The 17,033-nt window shown below is 49.8% G+C and carries 13 protein-coding genes; 6 read left to right on the plus strand and 7 right to left on the minus strand.

Features of this window, described 5'->3' with window-relative positions; genetic code table 11:
- Positions 1–323: 323 nt before the first annotated feature.
- The 3 genes from MJO57_RS10290 (at position 324) to MJO57_RS10300 (ending at position 2,893) form a co-directional block, all read left to right on the plus strand.
- Positions 324–737 (plus strand): DUF6444 domain-containing protein, encoded by a 414-nt coding sequence (locus MJO57_RS10290; RefSeq protein WP_252025095.1) that lies wholly within the window; start codon positions 324–326, stop codon positions 735–737.
- A gap of 55 nt (positions 738–792) precedes the next feature.
- Entirely contained in the window at positions 793–2,130 is a 1,338-nt protein-coding gene (locus MJO57_RS10295; protein ID WP_252017304.1) for a transposase, read from the plus strand.
- Positions 2,131–2,293: 163 nt separating this feature from the next.
- Entirely contained in the window at positions 2,294–2,893 is a 600-nt protein-coding gene (locus MJO57_RS10300; protein WP_252025097.1) for a transposase, read from the plus strand.
- Here MJO57_RS10300 and MJO57_RS10305 read toward each other — a convergent pair.
- Positions 2,880–4,394 carry an IS66 family transposase gene (locus MJO57_RS10305; RefSeq protein WP_252017330.1) on the minus strand — a complete coding sequence of 505 codons (1,515 nt, stop codon included), beginning with the start codon at positions 4,392–4,394 and terminating at the stop codon, positions 2,880–2,882. The genes MJO57_RS10300 and MJO57_RS10305 overlap by 14 nt on opposite strands.
- A gap of 626 nt (positions 4,395–5,020) precedes the next feature.
- Between MJO57_RS10305 and MJO57_RS10310 the strand changes: the two genes are divergently transcribed.
- Positions 5,021–7,183, plus strand: a complete 2,163-nt coding sequence (locus MJO57_RS10310) for an ankyrin repeat domain-containing protein (RefSeq protein ID WP_252025099.1) — start codon at positions 5,021–5,023, stop codon at positions 7,181–7,183.
- Here the strand turns inward: MJO57_RS10310 and MJO57_RS10315 are convergent.
- Positions 7,170–8,684: an IS66 family transposase gene (locus tag MJO57_RS10315; RefSeq protein ID WP_252017330.1), complete on the minus strand. Its 1,515-nt coding sequence runs from the start codon at positions 8,682–8,684 to the stop codon at positions 7,170–7,172. The genes MJO57_RS10310 and MJO57_RS10315 overlap by 14 nt on opposite strands.
- 85 nt (positions 8,685–8,769) lie before the next feature.
- Positions 8,770–9,147, minus strand: a complete 378-nt coding sequence (locus MJO57_RS10320) for a DUF6444 domain-containing protein (RefSeq protein ID WP_252025101.1) — start codon at positions 9,145–9,147, stop codon at positions 8,770–8,772.
- A gap of 230 nt (positions 9,148–9,377) precedes the next feature.
- Here MJO57_RS10320 and MJO57_RS10325 point away from each other — a divergent pair, with 230 nt between their 5' ends.
- Positions 9,378–10,550, plus strand: a complete 1,173-nt coding sequence (locus tag MJO57_RS10325; protein WP_252025103.1) for a transposase — start codon at positions 9,378–9,380, stop codon at positions 10,548–10,550.
- A gap of 36 nt (positions 10,551–10,586) precedes the next feature.
- Here MJO57_RS10325 and MJO57_RS10330 read toward each other — a convergent pair whose 3' ends face one another.
- From MJO57_RS10330 to MJO57_RS10340, 3 genes are all read right to left on the minus strand, one after another.
- Positions 10,587–10,988 (minus strand): SMI1/KNR4 family protein, encoded by a 402-nt coding sequence (locus MJO57_RS10330; protein ID WP_252025105.1) that lies wholly within the window; start codon positions 10,986–10,988, stop codon positions 10,587–10,589.
- A 110-nt stretch (positions 10,989–11,098) separates the two neighbouring features.
- Entirely contained in the window at positions 11,099–12,433 is a 1,335-nt protein-coding gene (locus MJO57_RS10335) for a DEAD/DEAH box helicase (RefSeq protein ID WP_252025107.1), read from the minus strand.
- Between the two features lie 8 nt (positions 12,434–12,441).
- Positions 12,442–13,797 (minus strand): DEAD/DEAH box helicase, encoded by a 1,356-nt coding sequence (locus MJO57_RS10340; RefSeq protein WP_252025109.1) that lies wholly within the window; start codon positions 13,795–13,797, stop codon positions 12,442–12,444.
- A 235-nt stretch (positions 13,798–14,032) separates the two neighbouring features.
- Between MJO57_RS10340 and rsuA the strand changes: the two genes are divergently transcribed.
- A complete protein-coding gene (gene rsuA, locus MJO57_RS10345; RefSeq protein WP_252025111.1) occupies positions 14,033–14,734 on the plus strand; it encodes a 16S rRNA pseudouridine(516) synthase RsuA in 702 nt (233 codons plus the stop codon).
- A gap of 122 nt (positions 14,735–14,856) precedes the next feature.
- Here rsuA and metG read toward each other — a convergent pair whose 3' ends face one another.
- Entirely contained in the window at positions 14,857–16,950 is a 2,094-nt protein-coding gene (metG, locus tag MJO57_RS10350) for a methionine--tRNA ligase (protein ID WP_252025113.1), read from the minus strand.
- Positions 16,951–17,033: the final 83 nt, after the last annotated feature.

Here is a 17,033-nt window from a genome sequence, read left to right on the forward strand (position 1 = left end):
GTCAAAACAAAACTTGATTTTTTCCCTCTAAGCCTTGGCACGCATAGGCTGCAGAGTTTTTGGACGAGAACTTGTTAAAAAAGAGTGTAATGATTACTGGAAAGAATACGGTCGTCAGTCTAAAGATCTGGAGGAACAGGTTCTGAAATGTTCCCAATCAGCCCACCCCGGGGAACTGCGCATAGATAAATTGAAAGATCTCAGAAAATTTTATGAAAAATCATTAGAAACAGCGTAACTGTTCAGCACCCCCACATAAATCTGGAATTTTCTGATTTTTATACCATCCTCTTAAGCACCATTTTTCCACAATATTCGCCAGCATGATTCCAGAACTACCCGCAACTATGTCGGCTGAGATTCTCTTGAAAGAGAATGCAGAGCTGCGGATGAGAGTTGCCTGTCTGGAAGAGCGATGTCGAGAATTGGAAGAAAAGGTTGGCAAGAACAGTCAAAACAGCAGCAAGCCGCCATCGTCTGATGGTTATCAAAAACCTTGTAAAAACAGTAATTCTCCAGATCATTCTGACGACCTTTCCGCAGATAAAGATACCGATCCATCGGATGAAAAACCCAATCCTAAAAGTCTGAGACAGTCTTCTGGTAATAAAGCCGGTGGAAAGAAAGGGCATCAGGGCACTTGTCTTAAACAGGTCGATATCCCTGACTATATTGAGTACCTTCCGGTTAAAGAATGCAATAAATGTCAGGCGTCTCTTCTTGATACTCGACTTTAGAGTTTTAAGAGCACAATAGTTCCGGCGCATAATCTGCTAAAAGCAACCATCCCCAATGACGAAATTCGAGATGGTTGCCATGCTCACTTCAGATCATCAAGTAATCCTCAGGGAGCTCGCTTCATATACAACCTTTCTTGCTGGAGCGCTATCATCAACTGCAGTACCAACGTTCTGCGAACTGCTGTTCGGTTGCATGCTTTCAGCCGACGGCTTTGTTACACAGGCGTTGTTAACAATTGATTTTCATTGTGTGTGGAGCAGCTACCACCACTGGCTATCTCAGGGCAAGTGGCAATGGAAGAACTTGGCACGCCACTTGATCCGTCTGGTCTGCTCCAAAGCTCCTGAGAATCAACCTGTGGTCCTGGGGCTTGATGACTGGGTAATCGAACGGTTTTCCGACAAAGCCCCTGCTTGTCGTACACATCATCAACACAGCAAGAAACGCAATCGGCCGACGTACATCTGGGGGCAGTGTTGGGTTTCCCTGGCCATCATATTTGAGCGGGCTGCAGATGAAGTATTTACCGCCATACCGGTGATCTCATTTCCGACACCAGCTTCAGGTAACACCAGCAAACTGAAAATTGCCGTGGCCATGCTCAGGGTGGTACGCAATGAAGTGAAGGATCGAGTGCTACGCCTGCTAACCGATTGCTGGTATATGAACTGGACACTGATAAAGCCAGCTCTGGAAATGAACATAGAAGTTGTTGGTCAGATACCTTCAAATCGGGCCCTCTATGCTTTGCCGCCAGCACCCACCGTAAAGAAGCGAGGGCGCCCAAAAAAGTACGGCATCAAGATGACGACAGAACAGGTTAAGAAACTGCCGGAAGAAAAAGCAACAGTATGGATGTACGGCAAATTTCGCAAAATACGTTATCGTACCCTGATCTGTCGCGCCAGATTCCTTAAAGGTCGTGAAGTACGCGTCGTCTGGAGTCGCTTTGAAAATGACAAAGGTCTGACCGAAAGCAGAATATTCATCTCGACCAATCCGGAACTTGAGGGACTGGAGGTGCTTCGTGCCTATTCCCGGAGATGGCCGGTAGAGCCAATGTTTCACCAACTCAAACATGCTTTTGGCTGTTGCCATTTATGGCAGCAGAAATTGCGAACACTGCTTCGATGGATGCATTTGAAAATGGCAGGCTATGCATTATTGCAGTTATTAACCGTTTGTAAAAATCAGGCATGTCTGAATATTTCTCGGATACCCTGGAGAAGCCCGGATACAACCACTGCAGGCATGATGAAAATTGCTCTTTCAGGAATTATTCCGAGGTTCTCTATTCGCAAGGGCTGGAACAGATATAAGCAAAAATATGAGTTCAATTTTCGCGATCTGATCGACCAGTTAATACCGGATAATTCAGAAGCAGCATAACTAAAGGCTTTTAGGCAAAAAACGGAAGTAATAACGAACTTGGAAAAACAGTTCACTGATTTCGGCTTGCTTCACTATAAAAAGCTGACCGAATTATCGTTTTATACAGACTCTAAAGTCGAGTCTTCTTGATAGTGAGCCGGTCAAATATATTGAACGACAGGTGTTTGAACCAGGGAGACCGGGTGAATTTGAAGTAACGGCCCATAGAGCTGAAGTAAAAATCTGCACTTGTGGTTGTCGGAATCAGGCTGAATTCCCGGAAGGTGTTACCGCTGCCGCACAATATGGCTCAGCCACACAGGCTATGGCCGTCTATCTTAACCAATACCATTTCCTGCCTTTTAAGCGCGTGTCAGAGTATTTTAATACTCTCTATAAAATGAGTGTAAGTGCAGGCACTGTCGCCAATTTTGTGGCCAGAACCTATGAAAATCTGGCTTCTACTGAAGAGGTTATTCGTGACGCCTTGCGGGAATCGTCTGTTGCCGGAGCCGATGAAACGGGTATGCGGGCCGAGGGCTCTTTGCACTGGCTACACGTTATGCGGGATGAACAATGGACGCTCTACTACTTGTCTGAAAAGCGAGGTCGTGAGGCCATGGACACGATGGGCATACTGCTAACATTTGCAGGCGTTCTGGTTCATGATCATTGGAAATCCTATTTTGCATATGCGGCAACTCACGTACTTTGCAATGCCCATCACCTGAGGGAGCTTTTGGGTGTTGTTGATAGGGACAGCGTAACTATTCAGCACTGAGCAAAGGCATATTACAGTAATTCCGAACAGCTCTATGAAGTGATTGATATATGTCCATTCCCTGTTTTCTGGCAGACGACAAATAGCTGCGAATCCGTGCAAACATAGAACCACCGTCTGCACTCCTGAAGCAGCCTGAGATTTTCTGCTTTAACTTGGCCATTCGAACATCCCGCTCACTGCCATTGTTATCGAAGGGAATGGTAAAATCTGACATGAAGCGCAGTGTCTCAGCCTTGAACTCAGTGAGTCGTTTGAAGAGATTGTAAGCTTTAGTATTCTTGACTTTCTTGCGCTTAAGCTCCTCTCGTTGCTTCTCCATATAGACGACTTCTTTCATTAGAGCCCGCTGAAGCAACCGGTCATAAATCTTCTCGATTCGTTCACAGACAACACTTGGCATCTGTAGCATACCTATGGTCTTAAAGCCCTTGCAGTAATGCCAGGAAAGCCTCAGTAGCTTCATCAATCGCAACGCCAGTTGATTGCTGTCCCTATCAACAACACCCAAAAGCTCCCTCAGGTGATGGGCATTGCAAAGTACGTGAGTTGCCGCATATGCAAAATAGGATTTCCAATGATCATGAACCAGAACGCCTGCAAATGTTAGCAGTATGCCCATCGTGTCCATGGCCTCACGACCTCGCTTTTCAGACAAGTAGTAGAGCGTCCATTGTTCATCCCGCATAACGTGTAGCCAGTGCAAAGAGCCCTCGGCCCGCATACCCGTTTCATCGGCTCCGGCAACAGACGATTCCCGCAAGGCGTCACGAATAACCTCTTCAGTAGAAGCCAGATTTTCATAGGTTCTGGCCACAAAATTGGCGACAGTGCCTGCACTTACACTCATTTTATAGAGAGTATTAAAATACTCTGACACGCGCTTAAAAGGCAGGAAATGGTATTGGTTAAGATAGACGGCCATAGCCTGTGTGGCTGAGCCATATTGTGCGGCAGCGGTAACACCTTCCGGGAATTCAGCCTGATTCCGACAACCACAAGTGCAGATTTTTACTTCAGCTCTATGGGCCGTTACTTCAAATTCACCCGGTCTCCCTGGTTCAAACACCTGTCGTTCAATATATTTGACCGGCTCACTATCAAGAAGAGACGCCTGACATTTATTGCATTCTTTAACCGGAAGGTACTCAATATAGTCAGGGATATCGACCTGTTTAAGACAAGTGCCCTGATGCCCTTTCTTTCCACCGGCTTTATTACCAGAAGACTGTCTCAGACTTTTAGGATTGGGTTTTTCATCCGATGGATCGGTACCTTTATCTGCGGAAAGGTCGTCAGAATGATCTGGAGAATTACTGTTTTTACAAGGTTTTTGATAACCATCAGACGATGGCGGCTTGCTGCTGTTTTGACTGTTCTTGCCAACCTTTTCTTCCAATTCTCGACATCGCTCTTCCAGACAGGCAACTCTCATCCGCAGCTCTGCATTCTCTTTCAAGAGAATCTCAGCCGACATAGTTGCGGGTAGTTCTGGAATCATGCTGGCGAATATTGTGGAAAAATGGTGCTTAAGAGGATGGTATAAAAATCAGAAAATTCCAGATTTATGTGGGGGTGCTGAACAGTTACGAAACAGCAAAAGTACTGAGGTTTGAAAAACTCTCTGGCCTACCCGCTTTGGAAAATGAACGTCTATCGCTTAATGATAATATTGACCAGATGCGCACACGGATCAACGTTCTGAACCAAAGGCTGAAGCAAGAGCAGGAGCAGAAGAATGTGGCAAAACGATCGGGTTGTACGCAGTCCTGAATCGGCGGATAAGGCTATGCAGTTGCTACTAACTGACAGTGCAAGCAGTGGAGGAAAGTTTTACTACCGATACAGCCCGTTCATCCTGAGCGGAGTCGCAGGACAGGAGCACTGCACTTCGACTCCGCTTAATATAGCCGCAACTGATATTCACTCTGGCCTGTCTTGCAACCCATGGATATACCACCCTACACTGCTCATCAAACCGGGTTGACCGGTGCAGGCTGTACCGTTTCAACTGACGACGGAAGCCCTGTAAGGCCAGTAACCACCCCTGTTATAAGCGGGTCCATTGAGGGGATGGACCCGGTTGCTGGCCAATCGATCTTAACAAGAAATGTACAAAGGGCGACGGTGGCAGAGACTTTTGGCCGGGAATTATCGCAACATAACAACACCGTAAGTACCATGACCTCCCCGGATAACCAGGCCAATCGGACAACCACCCACCCGCACGAAAAACTGCAAAGCCCGCTGACAGCACGGCCTGTCTCTGACACCAACGTTCATCCGGATCGGTCAAACCCTCTGAATGAACTACCGATACGGGCTGCCTGTCGCTTCAACCGGATTGCCTGGTTACAGGAGTTACTGGCGGGAGACCCGGCGTTAGCTTATCGGGCATCGGGTTTGCCACGTGGGAATTGGGTATACCCGCTGCACATCGCTGCCCAGGAAGGGCACATCGACTGCCTGCAAGCCCTGATCGATGCCGGGGCGGATCTCAACGCCGCTACTAAGAATGGCGTCACCCCGCTGTACATCGCTGCTTGGAAAGGGCATATCGACTGCCTGCAAGCCCTGATCGATGCCGGGGCGGATCTCAATGCGGCTTGTGTGGATGGCTTCACCGCACTGTTCATCGCTGCCCAGGAAGGGTACATCGACTGCCTGCAAGCCCTGATCGATGCCGGGGCGGATCTCAATGCCGCTACTAAGAATGGCGACACCCCGCTGCACATCGCTGCCTGGAAAGGGCACATCGGCTGCCTGCAAGCCCTGATCAATGCCGGGGCGGATCTCAATACCGCTAATAAGAATGGCGTCACCCCGCTGCACATCGCTGCCTGGAAAGGGCACATCGACTGCCTACAAGCCCTGATTGCTGCCGGGGCGGATCTCAATGTCGCTAATGATGATGACGTCACCCCGCTGTACATCGCTGCCTGGAAAGGGCGCATCGACTGCCTGCAAGCCCTGATCGCTGCCGGGGAGGATCTCAATGCCGCTAATGATCATTACGGCACCCCGCTGCGCATCGCTGCCTATGAAAGGCACATCGACTGCCTGCAAGCCCTGATCGCTGCCGGGGCAGATCTCAATGCTGCTACTAAGTATGGCGTCACCCCGCTGTACATTGCTGCCGAGAATGGGTACATCGACTGCCTGCAAGCCCTGATCGCTGCCGGGGCGGATCTTAATGCCGCTAATGAAGATGGCGACACCCCGCTGTACATCGCTGCCCGGAAAGGGCGCATCGACTGCCTGGAAGCCCTGATCAATGCTGGGGCGGATCTCAATGCCGCTAATGAAGATGGCGACACCCCGCTGTACATCGCTGCCCGGAAAGGGTGCATCGACTGCCTGGAAGCCCTGATCAATGCTGGGGCGGATCTCAATGCCGCTGGCCTCACCGCGCTGTACGTGGCTGCCCGTAACGGCCATCTGGAGTGCTTAAAACTGTTGATTGCCAGCAAGGCAATGAAAACCATGCTTCTGCACGCTGCTCTGGGCGGACAAACCAAGGTTCTGGCGGAGATATTAGCCAACCTGAGTATACTCGAGGAACCCGACAAATCTGAGGCTATCCTACTGGTTCTGAATATAGCCGACCCGGACGGTAGAACTCAGTTGTTTTGGGCTGCACAATTCGGACAAAGAAAGGCTGTAGACCAGTTTCTGGATGCCCTGAATGGACTACCGGAGGAGAACAAGCCCGGGGCTATCAGGGTGGTACTGGGCGCGGCAGACCGATTCGGCAGAACACCGCTTTATATGGCTGCTGCATTTGGTCACGATAAGATTGTTACCCGGTTGCTGGCTGCTCTGGCAAAAACACAAACGCCAGATACCATCGCTGCCCTGGTAAACGCCGCTGATCTGTTTGGGAAAACACCTGTCGTGCAAGCTCGCTCCGGGGGGCATTCCGGGATTACACGCCTGTTGACCAGAGCCTTGCCAGGTGCGGTCTACACAGAGGGGGAGACAAGAGATGCTCACACTGTGGTTGAGCTTTTCAACGATGCCCTTTTACGCCTGAATACAGTGTCAGAATCAGCCAGGCTGACTGCTGTTATGGCAGCGCTTTCTCATGCCAGAGAAGACGTGCTATCAACGCTGGATGTGGCCGATCTGGAAAGATACGACACCCTGGTAGTTGAGTTACTGGCGGCCCTGAAAAGGCTGTCAGAAGCACCCGGAGACGCATCAAGGAATCATGTCATCCTCCAGCTTATGGATTGCCTCTGTGCGGCGGGGGGCACCGGGTTTTCATATAGTGTAACTATTCAGCACTGAGCAAAGGCATATTACAGTAATTCCGAACAGCTCTATGAAGTGATTGATATATGTCCATTCCCTGTTTTCTGGCAGACGACAAATAGCTGCGAATCCGTGCAAACATAGAACCACCGTCTGCACTCCTGAAGCAGCCTGAGATTTTCTGCTTTAACTTGGCCATTCGAACATCCCGCTCACTGCCATTGTTATCGAAGGGAATGGTAAAATCTGACATGAAGCGCAGTGTCTCAGCCTTGAACTCAGTGAGTCGTTTGAAGAGATTGTAAGCTTTAGTATTCTTGACTTTCTTGCGCTTAAGCTCCTCTCGTTGCTTCTCCATATAGACGACTTCTTTCATTAGAGCCCGCTGAAGCAACCGGTCATAAATCTTCTCGATTCGTTCACAGACAACACTTGGCATCTGTAGCATACCTATGGTCTTAAAGCCCTTGCAGTAATGCCAGGAAAGCCTCAGTAGCTTCATCAATCGCAACGCCAGTTGATTGCTGTCCCTATCAACAACACCCAAAAGCTCCCTCAGGTGATGGGCATTGCAAAGTACGTGAGTTGCCGCATATGCAAAATAGGATTTCCAATGATCATGAACCAGAACGCCTGCAAATGTTAGCAGTATGCCCATCGTGTCCATGGCCTCACGACCTCGCTTTTCAGACAAGTAGTAGAGCGTCCATTGTTCATCCCGCATAACGTGTAGCCAGTGCAAAGAGCCCTCGGCCCGCATACCCGTTTCATCGGCTCCGGCAACAGACGATTCCCGCAAGGCGTCACGAATAACCTCTTCAGTAGAAGCCAGATTTTCATAGGTTCTGGCCACAAAATTGGCGACAGTGCCTGCACTTACACTCATTTTATAGAGAGTATTAAAATACTCTGACACGCGCTTAAAAGGCAGGAAATGGTATTGGTTAAGATAGACGGCCATAGCCTGTGTGGCTGAGCCATATTGTGCGGCAGCGGTAACACCTTCCGGGAATTCAGCCTGATTCCGACAACCACAAGTGCAGATTTTTACTTCAGCTCTATGGGCCGTTACTTCAAATTCACCCGGTCTCCCTGGTTCAAACACCTGTCGTTCAATATATTTGACCGGCTCACTATCAAGAAGAGACGCCTGACATTTATTGCATTCTTTAACCGGAAGGTACTCAATATAGTCAGGGATATCGACCTGTTTAAGACAAGTGCCCTGATGCCCTTTCTTTCCACCGGCTTTATTACCAGAAGACTGTCTCAGACTTTTAGGATTGGGTTTTTCATCCGATGGATCGGTACCTTTATCTGCGGAAAGGTCGTCAGAATGATCTGGAGAATTACTGTTTTTACAAGGTTTTTGATAACCATCAGACGATGGCGGCTTGCTGCTGTTTTGACTGTTCTTGCCAACCTTTTCTTCCAATTCTCGACATCGCTCTTCCAGACAGGCAACTCTCATCCGCAGCTCTGCATTCTCTTTCAAGAGAATCTCAGCCGACATAGTTGCGGGTAGTTCTGGAATCATGCTGGCGAATATTGTGGAAAAATGGTGCTTAAGAGGATGGTATAAAAATCAGAAAATTCCAGATTTATGTGGGGGTGCTGAACAGTTACCATTCTTTAACCGGAAGGTACTCAATATAGTCAGGGATATCGACCTGTTTAAGACAAGTGCCCTGATGCCCTTTCTTTCCACCGGCTTTATTACCAGAAGACTGTCTCAGACTTTTAGGATTGGGTTTTTCATCCGATGGATCGGTACCTTTATCTGCGGAAAGGTCGTCAGAATGATCTGGAGAATTACTGTTTTTACAAGGTTTTTGATAACCATCAGACGATGGCGGCTTGCTGCTGTTTTGACTGTTCTTGCCAACCTTTTCTTCCAATTCTCGACATCGCTCTTCCAGACAGGCAACTCTCATCCGCAGCTCTGCATTCTCTTTCAAGAGAATCTCAGCCGACATAGTTGCGGGTAGTTCTGGAATCATGCTGGCGAATATTGTGGAAAAATGGTGCTTAAGAGGATGGTATAAAAATCAGAAAATTCCAGATTTATGTGGGGGTGCTGAACAGTTACAATGAACAACCAGCTTGGTTACACTATGCCTGCGTCGGAGGTAGTCTTTTAACAAATCTTTGTTTTGCGCACTCACTTTATAATGACCATTAATAGCTAGTAATATAAAGATTATATTAATGAGCACTTAAATATCAAACCATGCTGAGAGCCACCAAAGTACGAATCTATCCAACAGCAGAGCAGGCGGATTTTCTCAACCGTCAGTTTGATGCTGTCCGATTCGCCTGGAATAAGGCTCTGGCTATCAAGACTCACTACTACAGGGTGCGGAATCAAAACCTTTCACCAAGGAAGCACCTAAAGCCATTGCTGGCAACGGCCAAGAAAAGCCGGAAGTACTCATGGTTGAAGAATGCTGATTCCATTGCTTTGCAGCAGGCCATTATTAACCTGGATACCGCTTTCCAGAACTTCTTTAACCCAAAACTGGAAGCCCGATTTCCCCGATTCAAATCAAAGAGAGGCAAGCAGAGTAGCTATCACTGCATGTCTGTCACTGTTGGTGAAAACTGGATCAAGGTTCCCAAGTGTCTGCCCCTCAAGGCAAGAGTACACAGAGAGATCACCGGCAAGGTGAAATCCATCACCCTGAGCAAGACAACAACCGGCAAGTATTATGCCTCAATCCTGGTCGATGATGGATTGGCGCAGCCAAACCCACTAACCGATCTGAATGCATCACAGGTTGTTGGTATTGATATGGGGATTACTGATCTGGCTATCACCAGTACCGGCCATAAGACCGGCAATCCCCGCTTCCTCAAGAATGCTCAACGTAACCTGAAGTGTAAACAAAAAGCCCTGTCCCGATGCAAGAGAGGCTCCAAGGGCAGGGCTAAAGCCCGTTTACTGGTGGCAAAGGCTCATGAACGTGTAGCCAATGCCCGTAGCGACTTTCAGCACAAACTTTCCAGACAACTCATTGACGAAAACCAAGCGGTGATTGTGGAAACGCTGAAGGTCAAAAACATGCTGAAGAACAAGCGTCTTGCCCGTTCTATTGCTGATGCTGGCTGGCATTCCCTGTTGACCAAGCTGGAATACAAGGCCAAGCAGGAGGGCAAACATCTGGTGAAGATAGATCAGTGGTTTGCATCCTCGAAAACCTGTTCTTGTTGTGGTTTAAAACAGGAAACGATGCCGTTGACTATCCGAACATGGGTTTGTCCGTGTGGTGCAGCCCATGATCGGGATGTGAATGCAGCGAAGAACATCCAGAATCAGGGCATTTTGAAATTAAAAGCGGAAGGACTGTCCGTTTCTGTTGATGGAGGCAAGCGTAAATCCGGCGTACTGTCGGTTGCTGCCTGAGAAATCAGAAGCCCCGCCCAATAGGGCGGGGAGCAGTCACCTCTCCAGCCAGATATCCCAGGCCCATAACCAGATTGATGGCCAGCTGTCGTCAGTCACTTCACCGTCAGCCCAGCGCACCACTTCCCCTTCTTCGGAAATGCCATAATATTCACCATTGCATTCACAAATGGGGATCAGCTCTCTCGGCAGACCTTCAGCCCAGGCATTGGCCGCAACTTCCGGCAGATAGGTATGGGATTGGGGATCGGTGACCGTGACCGGTTCAATGGAACCGTATATGACATCACTGACTTGCAGCAGAAACTCCCGGAGTTCGTAGGGAAGGGGAATCAGAATCTGTTCTTCCACTTCCACCAGCTGGTCTTCATCCGGCAGTTCCAGTGGGACTGAGACATCCAGAGCGCATTCCCGCAGTTCTTCAATAATATCTTCCATTGTATGCGACCTTTTTCTCCCGCTTTCTACGGTGGGAATACCCGGCAGCAGAGGCAGGGTATTCCCGGCTTATTGCTTTTCATCCGGCTGAAATGAATCAGCGCTTCTGGTCAGGACTTCCGTTTTTTTCCGGAGAAAACAGCAGGCCTTTTCTTTGGCGCAGTACCTGAAGGTTTTCTGGTGCTGCCATTCCGTGATTTATTACCCGAACGCTGCTTTATCGCAGGCTTTCCTGTTTTCAGTTCAGGTTTGCTTCGCTTGTTGCGTGTTTTACTGGTGGGCTCATTAATCTCAGCGGGACGAACCTCACCATCTTCAAAGTAGGGAAGAGGTTCTATTTCCAGTGGTTTTTTGATCAGCTGCTGGATACCGGCCAATAACTTTTTCTCTTCCGGGTTAACCAGAGAGATAGCCCTGCCTTTTTGTCCAGCGCGACCGGTGCGGCCAATGCGATGAACGTAGTCCTGGGGAACTTTGGGAAGGTCATAATTGATGACCAGCGGCAGTTGTTCGATATCCAGGCCTCTGGCTGCCACATCCGTCGCTACCAGGACATCAAAATAGTTATCTTTAAAATCTTCCAGTGTGCGGATACGCAGGTACTGACTTTTATCGCTGTGAATGGCCTGGGCATTGATGCCGTCTTCTGCCAGCAGCTCGGCAACCTTGTTGGCGGCTTTTTTGGTGCGGACAAACACCAGCACTTTCTGCCAGTGCCCACCATGGATGAGATAGCTGAGGATCTCCGGTTTGTCCTGCTGGTCTACCGGGTAGAAAGACTGGGACACAGTGTTAGCGGCAGAGTTGGGGTTTTCCAGTTCAATCCTGACCGGATGGCGCATGAATTCATGGGCCAGTTGTTTGATGTCTTTGGAAAAGGTGGCGGAGAACAACAGGTTCTGACGTTTTGTCGGCGCGTTTTGCACAATGCGTTGAATATCGTCACGGAAACCCAGGTCCAGCATCCGGTCGGCTTCGTCCAGCACCAGTATTCTCAAGCTGTCCAGTTGGATATGCTTCCGGTTGATCATGTCCACCAGGCGACCCGGCGTCGCCACCAGAACATCAACGCCTTCTTTCAGAACCTGCAACTGATCGTCAATATCTACGCCACCGTAGACGGCAGCTGTCTTGATAGCCGTGTGCTTGCCATAGGTCTGGAAACTATTGTCAACCTGAATGGCCAGTTCCCGGGTAGGGACCAGCACCAGGGCGCGGATCGCTTTACTGGCTCTCATCTGCGCCAGTCGGTGCAGGATTGGCAAGGTAAAACCGGCGGTTTTACCGGTACCGGTCTGGGCTGATGCCATCAGGTCACGACCAGTGAGGGCCATGGGAATCGCTTTGGCCTGAATCGGGGTAGGATTCTGGTAGCCCGCTTCGTTGACTGCCTGAATCAGCAACTCATCCAGCCCAAGAGCGGAAAATGGTAGGTTATTGCTCATGTGATGTATTACTTCCTGCGCCTGGGTGGTTCAAAACCGGAATCGGTTGAGGTGGTGGTTGAAGAAGCGGGCTTGACTTCAGCCGCCGGTGTACGACGTTTGCCCACGTTCTTCTTCTCCCGGTGACGTTGTTTATCCGCCGACTGTTTTTTACCAGCGCCTTTTTTACCGGCCGGTTTTTTCTTGCCGGCAGCTTTGCCGGAGCTTTTCAGCTTTTTGGGGCCTTTATAGCTGCCCGGCAGTTCTTTGATGGTACGTTTCTCAAAACGCAGCCGGAGGTAGCGTTCAATACCTGACATCCGGTTCCATTCGTCCGGTCCAATCAGGGAGATGGCCAGCCCTTGTTCCCCGGCACGCCCGGTACGGCCAATGCGGTGGACATAGTCATCACCATTGCGGGCCATTTCCAGGTTGATAACCAGTTCCACACCTTTGATATCCAGGCCCCGGGCCGCGACATCGGTAGCAATCAGAATGTTGATCTTGCCATCCTGCAGCAGGCGCATAACGTGCTTACGTTCCCGCTGGTCCATATCCCCGTGGAGTACGCCGACTTTCAGGCCTTTAACCCGGATTTTGCCGACAAATTCCTCAGCCCGGGCTTTGGTATTGGTGAACACCAGGGCTTTGTCATAGGTTTCATTCTGGAGCAGCCAGATCAGCTGTTTCTCTTTATGGGCGGTATCGTCCGAAAGAATAATCTGCTGGTGGATATTGGCATGCTTTTCCCGGACAGAATTCAGCTTCAGACGGGTAGGATCGTTCAATACCTGGTAGGCCATTTCACCCAGGCCACGGGCTTCCAGGGTTGCTGAGAACAGGAACGTCTGGCGTTCGCCGTGGCACTCTTCCACGATGCTCAATACGTCGGGACCGAAGCCCATATCCAGCATGCGGTCCGCTTCATCCAGTACCAGGTATTCCAGGTCACTGAAATCGTGGTTGCCGTTTTTCATATGCTCAATCAGGCGACCGGGGGTGGCAATAATGATTTCGGGGTTTTTCCGCAGTGTGTTCACCTGGTGGCGGTAGTCCTCACCACCAACGATGAGTCCTGACTTGATGTAGGTATAGCGAGCCAGTGCTTCGCACTCTTTTAACACCTGCAGGCCCAGCTCCCGGGTAGGCACGAGCACCAGTGCCCGGGTGCTGGTTTTGGGCGAAGGGGTGGTGTGCATATGGTTGAGCATGGGCAGCAGAAACGCTGCGGTTTTACCACTGCCGGTTTCTGCGCTGACCATCAGGTCTTTGCCGGTCATGGCCAGGGGCAGGGTTTGTTCCTGAACCGGGGTAGCCTGTTCAAACCCGAGTTCAGAGAGTGCCTTTTGCACCCGTTCATGAAGAGCCAGCTCAGAAAATAGCAATGGGGAGTTCCTCGACCATACGGGAAGTACGGTTTTACAGAAGGGGGATAAATAGTACCGTATTCTATGACCGATGACGTGAAAAGCCAACCTATTCGGGGAGCTCATTCTTTATTTGCAAGCGTCGTTTTGCTTAAGGTGGGATGGAAGGCTCCTGAATGAACTAACTTTTACTGGTATAGCGATTTTTCTATTTTGCTATTACTATCTGGCATTTCCAAACCAAGCTCTCTCCATGCGTTTAGATAAATACCTCTGTGAAAGTACTGAACTTTCCCGTGCCAGTGCGAAAAAGTGTCTGCATCGAGGGGAAGTGACCTGTGATGGTATTGTGGTAAAAAACAGTGCCTTCAAAGTAGCGGATGACTGTGAAGTCCGTCTTCTGGGTGAGCTGGTGAAGGTGCGTGGACTTCGCTATATCATGCTCAATAAACCCGGAGATACGCTCTGCTCCAATGTGGACGAGGTCTATCCATCGGTTCTCTCGTTGCTGGATATTCCCAAGGCCTATTCACTCCATATTGCCGGCCGCCTGGATGCAGATACTACAGGGCTGGTACTGATTACCGATGATGGACAATGGTCTCATCGGCTAACCTCGCCAGTGAAAGAGTGTGGCAAGCGCTATCGCGTTCAATTAGCCGACGCGCTGCCAGAAGACCAGAGGGCAGAGCTAGTTGCACAGTTTGCCCGTGGTATTACGTTGAAAGGAGAAAAGGGTCTAACAAAGCCTGCCTTGCTTGAGGTTCTCTCACCTTCAGAAGTTTTACTGACCATAACCGAAGGCAAGTATCACCAGGTGAAACGTATGTTTGCCGCCATCGGTAATAAGGTGGTTGGGTTGCACAGAGAACAGGTGGGGATGATTACACTTGACCCGCTGCTGAGGCCCGGAGAATGGCGTTATTTAACCCGGGTCGAAGTGGAGTCAGTCTGACACCAACTCCATCTTCTAAGCATGAGCTGCGCCGCCGTTTTGAACTTCTGGACAGGCGAATACAGGGAATGTTTACCCGGATCAGATCATAACCCAAGGTAAACGTTCTCCGGATGATGTGCTTACATCACCCGCATACCGGGCTGAGCACCTTCATGTGGCTCCAGAATCCACAGATCCTTACCACCCGGGCCAGCGGCCAGCACCATACCTTCGCTCACACCAAATTTCATTTTGCGTGGTGCCAGGTTGGCCACCATAACGGTATATTTGCCAACCAGGGCTTCTGGTGCATAGGCGGACTTGATACCGGCAAATACATTGCGCAGCTCAGATTCACCAATATCCAGGGACAGACGCAGCAACTTGCCAGCCCCTTCCACCAGTTCGGCATTGACGATTCTGGCGATACGCAGATCAACTTTGGCGAAGTCATCAAAGGTGATTTCGTTAGCAATGGGGTCTTTTTCCAACCACTCTCCAGAGGAGACGGGAGCAGTCTCAGATTGCTTACTGGATGATTCCATCTGGGCTAGCACCTCCTTGCTGGCTTCAATCATAGACGCCACTTTATCGGCTTCTACGCGAGTCATCAATGGTGCAAATGGATTGACATTGTGATCCAGAAGCAGTGTCTGGCTATCCTGCCATGTCAGTGGGGCAACATTGAGGAATGCCTCAGCTTTAACTGCCATGGCTGGCAGTACAGGCTTGAGGTAGATCATCAGCAAACGGAACAGATTGATGCCGGTACTGCAGATATCGTGAAGTTCCTGTCGTTTTTCAGCCGAGCTGCCTGCTTCTTTGGCAACGACCCATGGCTTCACTTCATCAATCCAGGCATTGGCTTTGTCTGCCAGCGCCATGATCTCTCGCATGGCCTTGCCGAACTCGCGGCCTTCATAGTGATCGGCAATACGAGTCGCGGCTTGCTGAAACTCAGCGATGAGCTCAGGTGCGCTCTTGTATGACGAGAGGGGGGAAGAGAGGTTGGCTGACAGCCTGCCATCAAAACGCTTGTTGATAAAACCGGCGTTACGGCTGGCGATATTGACCACTTTACCAACCAGATCCGAGTTTACCCGCTGGATAAAGTCATCGGTGTTCAGGTCCAGGTCATCAATACGGCTGGACAGTTTGGCAGCGTAGTAATAACGCAGGTACTCAGGATCAAGGTGTTCCAGGTAGGTACGGGCGGTAATAAACGTACCCCGTGACTTGGACATCTTTTCACCGTTCACGGTCAGATAACCATGCACGTTCACACGGGTTGGGGTGCGATAGTTGGCACCGTGGAGCATGGCTGGCCAGAACAGGCAGTGGAAGTTAACGATGTCCTTGCCAATAAAGTGGTGCACTTCGCACTGACTGTCTTTCTTCCAGTACTCATCAAAGCTCAGGTCATCACGACGCTGGCAGAGGTTTTCAAATGCCGCCATATAGCCAATGGGCGCATCCAGCCATACATAGAAATATTTGCCGGGTTCACCGGGGATTTCAAAACCGAAGTAAGGGGCATCACGAGAGATATCCCAGTCTTGCAGACCTGCATCCAGCCACTCGGCCAATTTGTTGGCAATTTCTTCAGAGATAGTACCAGAACGGGTCCACTGCTTCAGGAAGGCATCAAAATCAGACAGTTTGAAGAAGAAATGCTCGCTCTCTTTCTCAACGGGGGCAGCCCCGGAAATGGCTGAACGGGCGTTTTTCAGTTCCGCCGGTGAGTAGGTGGCACCACACACTTCACAGTTATCACCATACTGATCCGAAGCACCGCATTTCGGGCAGTCACCCTTGATGTAACGGTCGGCAAGAAACATCGCTTTCTCCGGGTCATAGGCCTGAATGATGTTTCGACTGACAATATGCCCCTTTTCCTTCAGAGCAAGATAAATCGCTTCTGAGAGTTTGCGGTTCTCCTCGGAGTGGGTGGAGTAGTAATTATCGAACGCCACATGGAACTCACCAAAATCACGAACCCGTTCCACATTGATACGAGCCACGGACTCTTCCGGTGAGATGCCCTGCTTCTCGGCATGGAGACTGATGGCAGTGCCATGGGCATCATCAGCGCAGACATAGGTACACAGGTTTCCAGACAGCTTCTGAAAACGAACCCAGATATCAGTCTGGATATATTCCACCAGGTGCCCCATATGCAGCGGGCCATTGGCATAAGGCAGGGCACTGGTGACAAGTATTTTGCGTTGGCTCATTCGATTCGGTCTTAACGGTCGGATAAAAAACGGGAATACGTTATTATACAAACTGTCTATGGGAAAGCCTATTCGGAACGGCC

Origin of the sequence: Endozoicomonas sp. SCSIO W0465, from assembly GCF_023716865.1 — a bacterium.
Lineage (GTDB): Bacteria > Pseudomonadota > Gammaproteobacteria > Pseudomonadales > Endozoicomonadaceae > Endozoicomonas.

Coding starts and splice junctions, on each gene's coding strand:
- MJO57_RS10295 (WP_252017304.1), top strand. CDS start 793: ATGACGAAATTCGAGATGGTTGCCATGCTCACTTCAGATCATCAAGTA.
- metG (WP_252025113.1), bottom strand. CDS start 16,950: ATGAGCCAACGCAAAATACTTGTCACCAGTGCCCTGCCTTATGCCAAT.
- rsuA (WP_252025111.1), top strand. CDS start 14,033: ATGCGTTTAGATAAATACCTCTGTGAAAGTACTGAACTTTCCCGTGCC.
- MJO57_RS10315 (WP_252017330.1), bottom strand. CDS start 8,684: ATGATTCCAGAACTACCCGCAACTATGTCGGCTGAGATTCTCTTGAAA.
- MJO57_RS10335 (WP_252025107.1), bottom strand. CDS start 12,433: ATGAGCAATAACCTACCATTTTCCGCTCTTGGGCTGGATGAGTTGCTG.
- MJO57_RS10290 (WP_252025095.1), top strand. CDS start 324: ATGATTCCAGAACTACCCGCAACTATGTCGGCTGAGATTCTCTTGAAA.
- MJO57_RS10330 (WP_252025105.1), bottom strand. CDS start 10,988: ATGGAAGATATTATTGAAGAACTGCGGGAATGCGCTCTGGATGTCTCA.
- MJO57_RS10325 (WP_252025103.1), top strand. CDS start 9,378: ATGCTGAGAGCCACCAAAGTACGAATCTATCCAACAGCAGAGCAGGCG.
- MJO57_RS10305 (WP_252017330.1), bottom strand. CDS start 4,394: ATGATTCCAGAACTACCCGCAACTATGTCGGCTGAGATTCTCTTGAAA.
- MJO57_RS10320 (WP_252025101.1), bottom strand. CDS start 9,147: ATGATTCCAGAACTACCCGCAACTATGTCGGCTGAGATTCTCTTGAAA.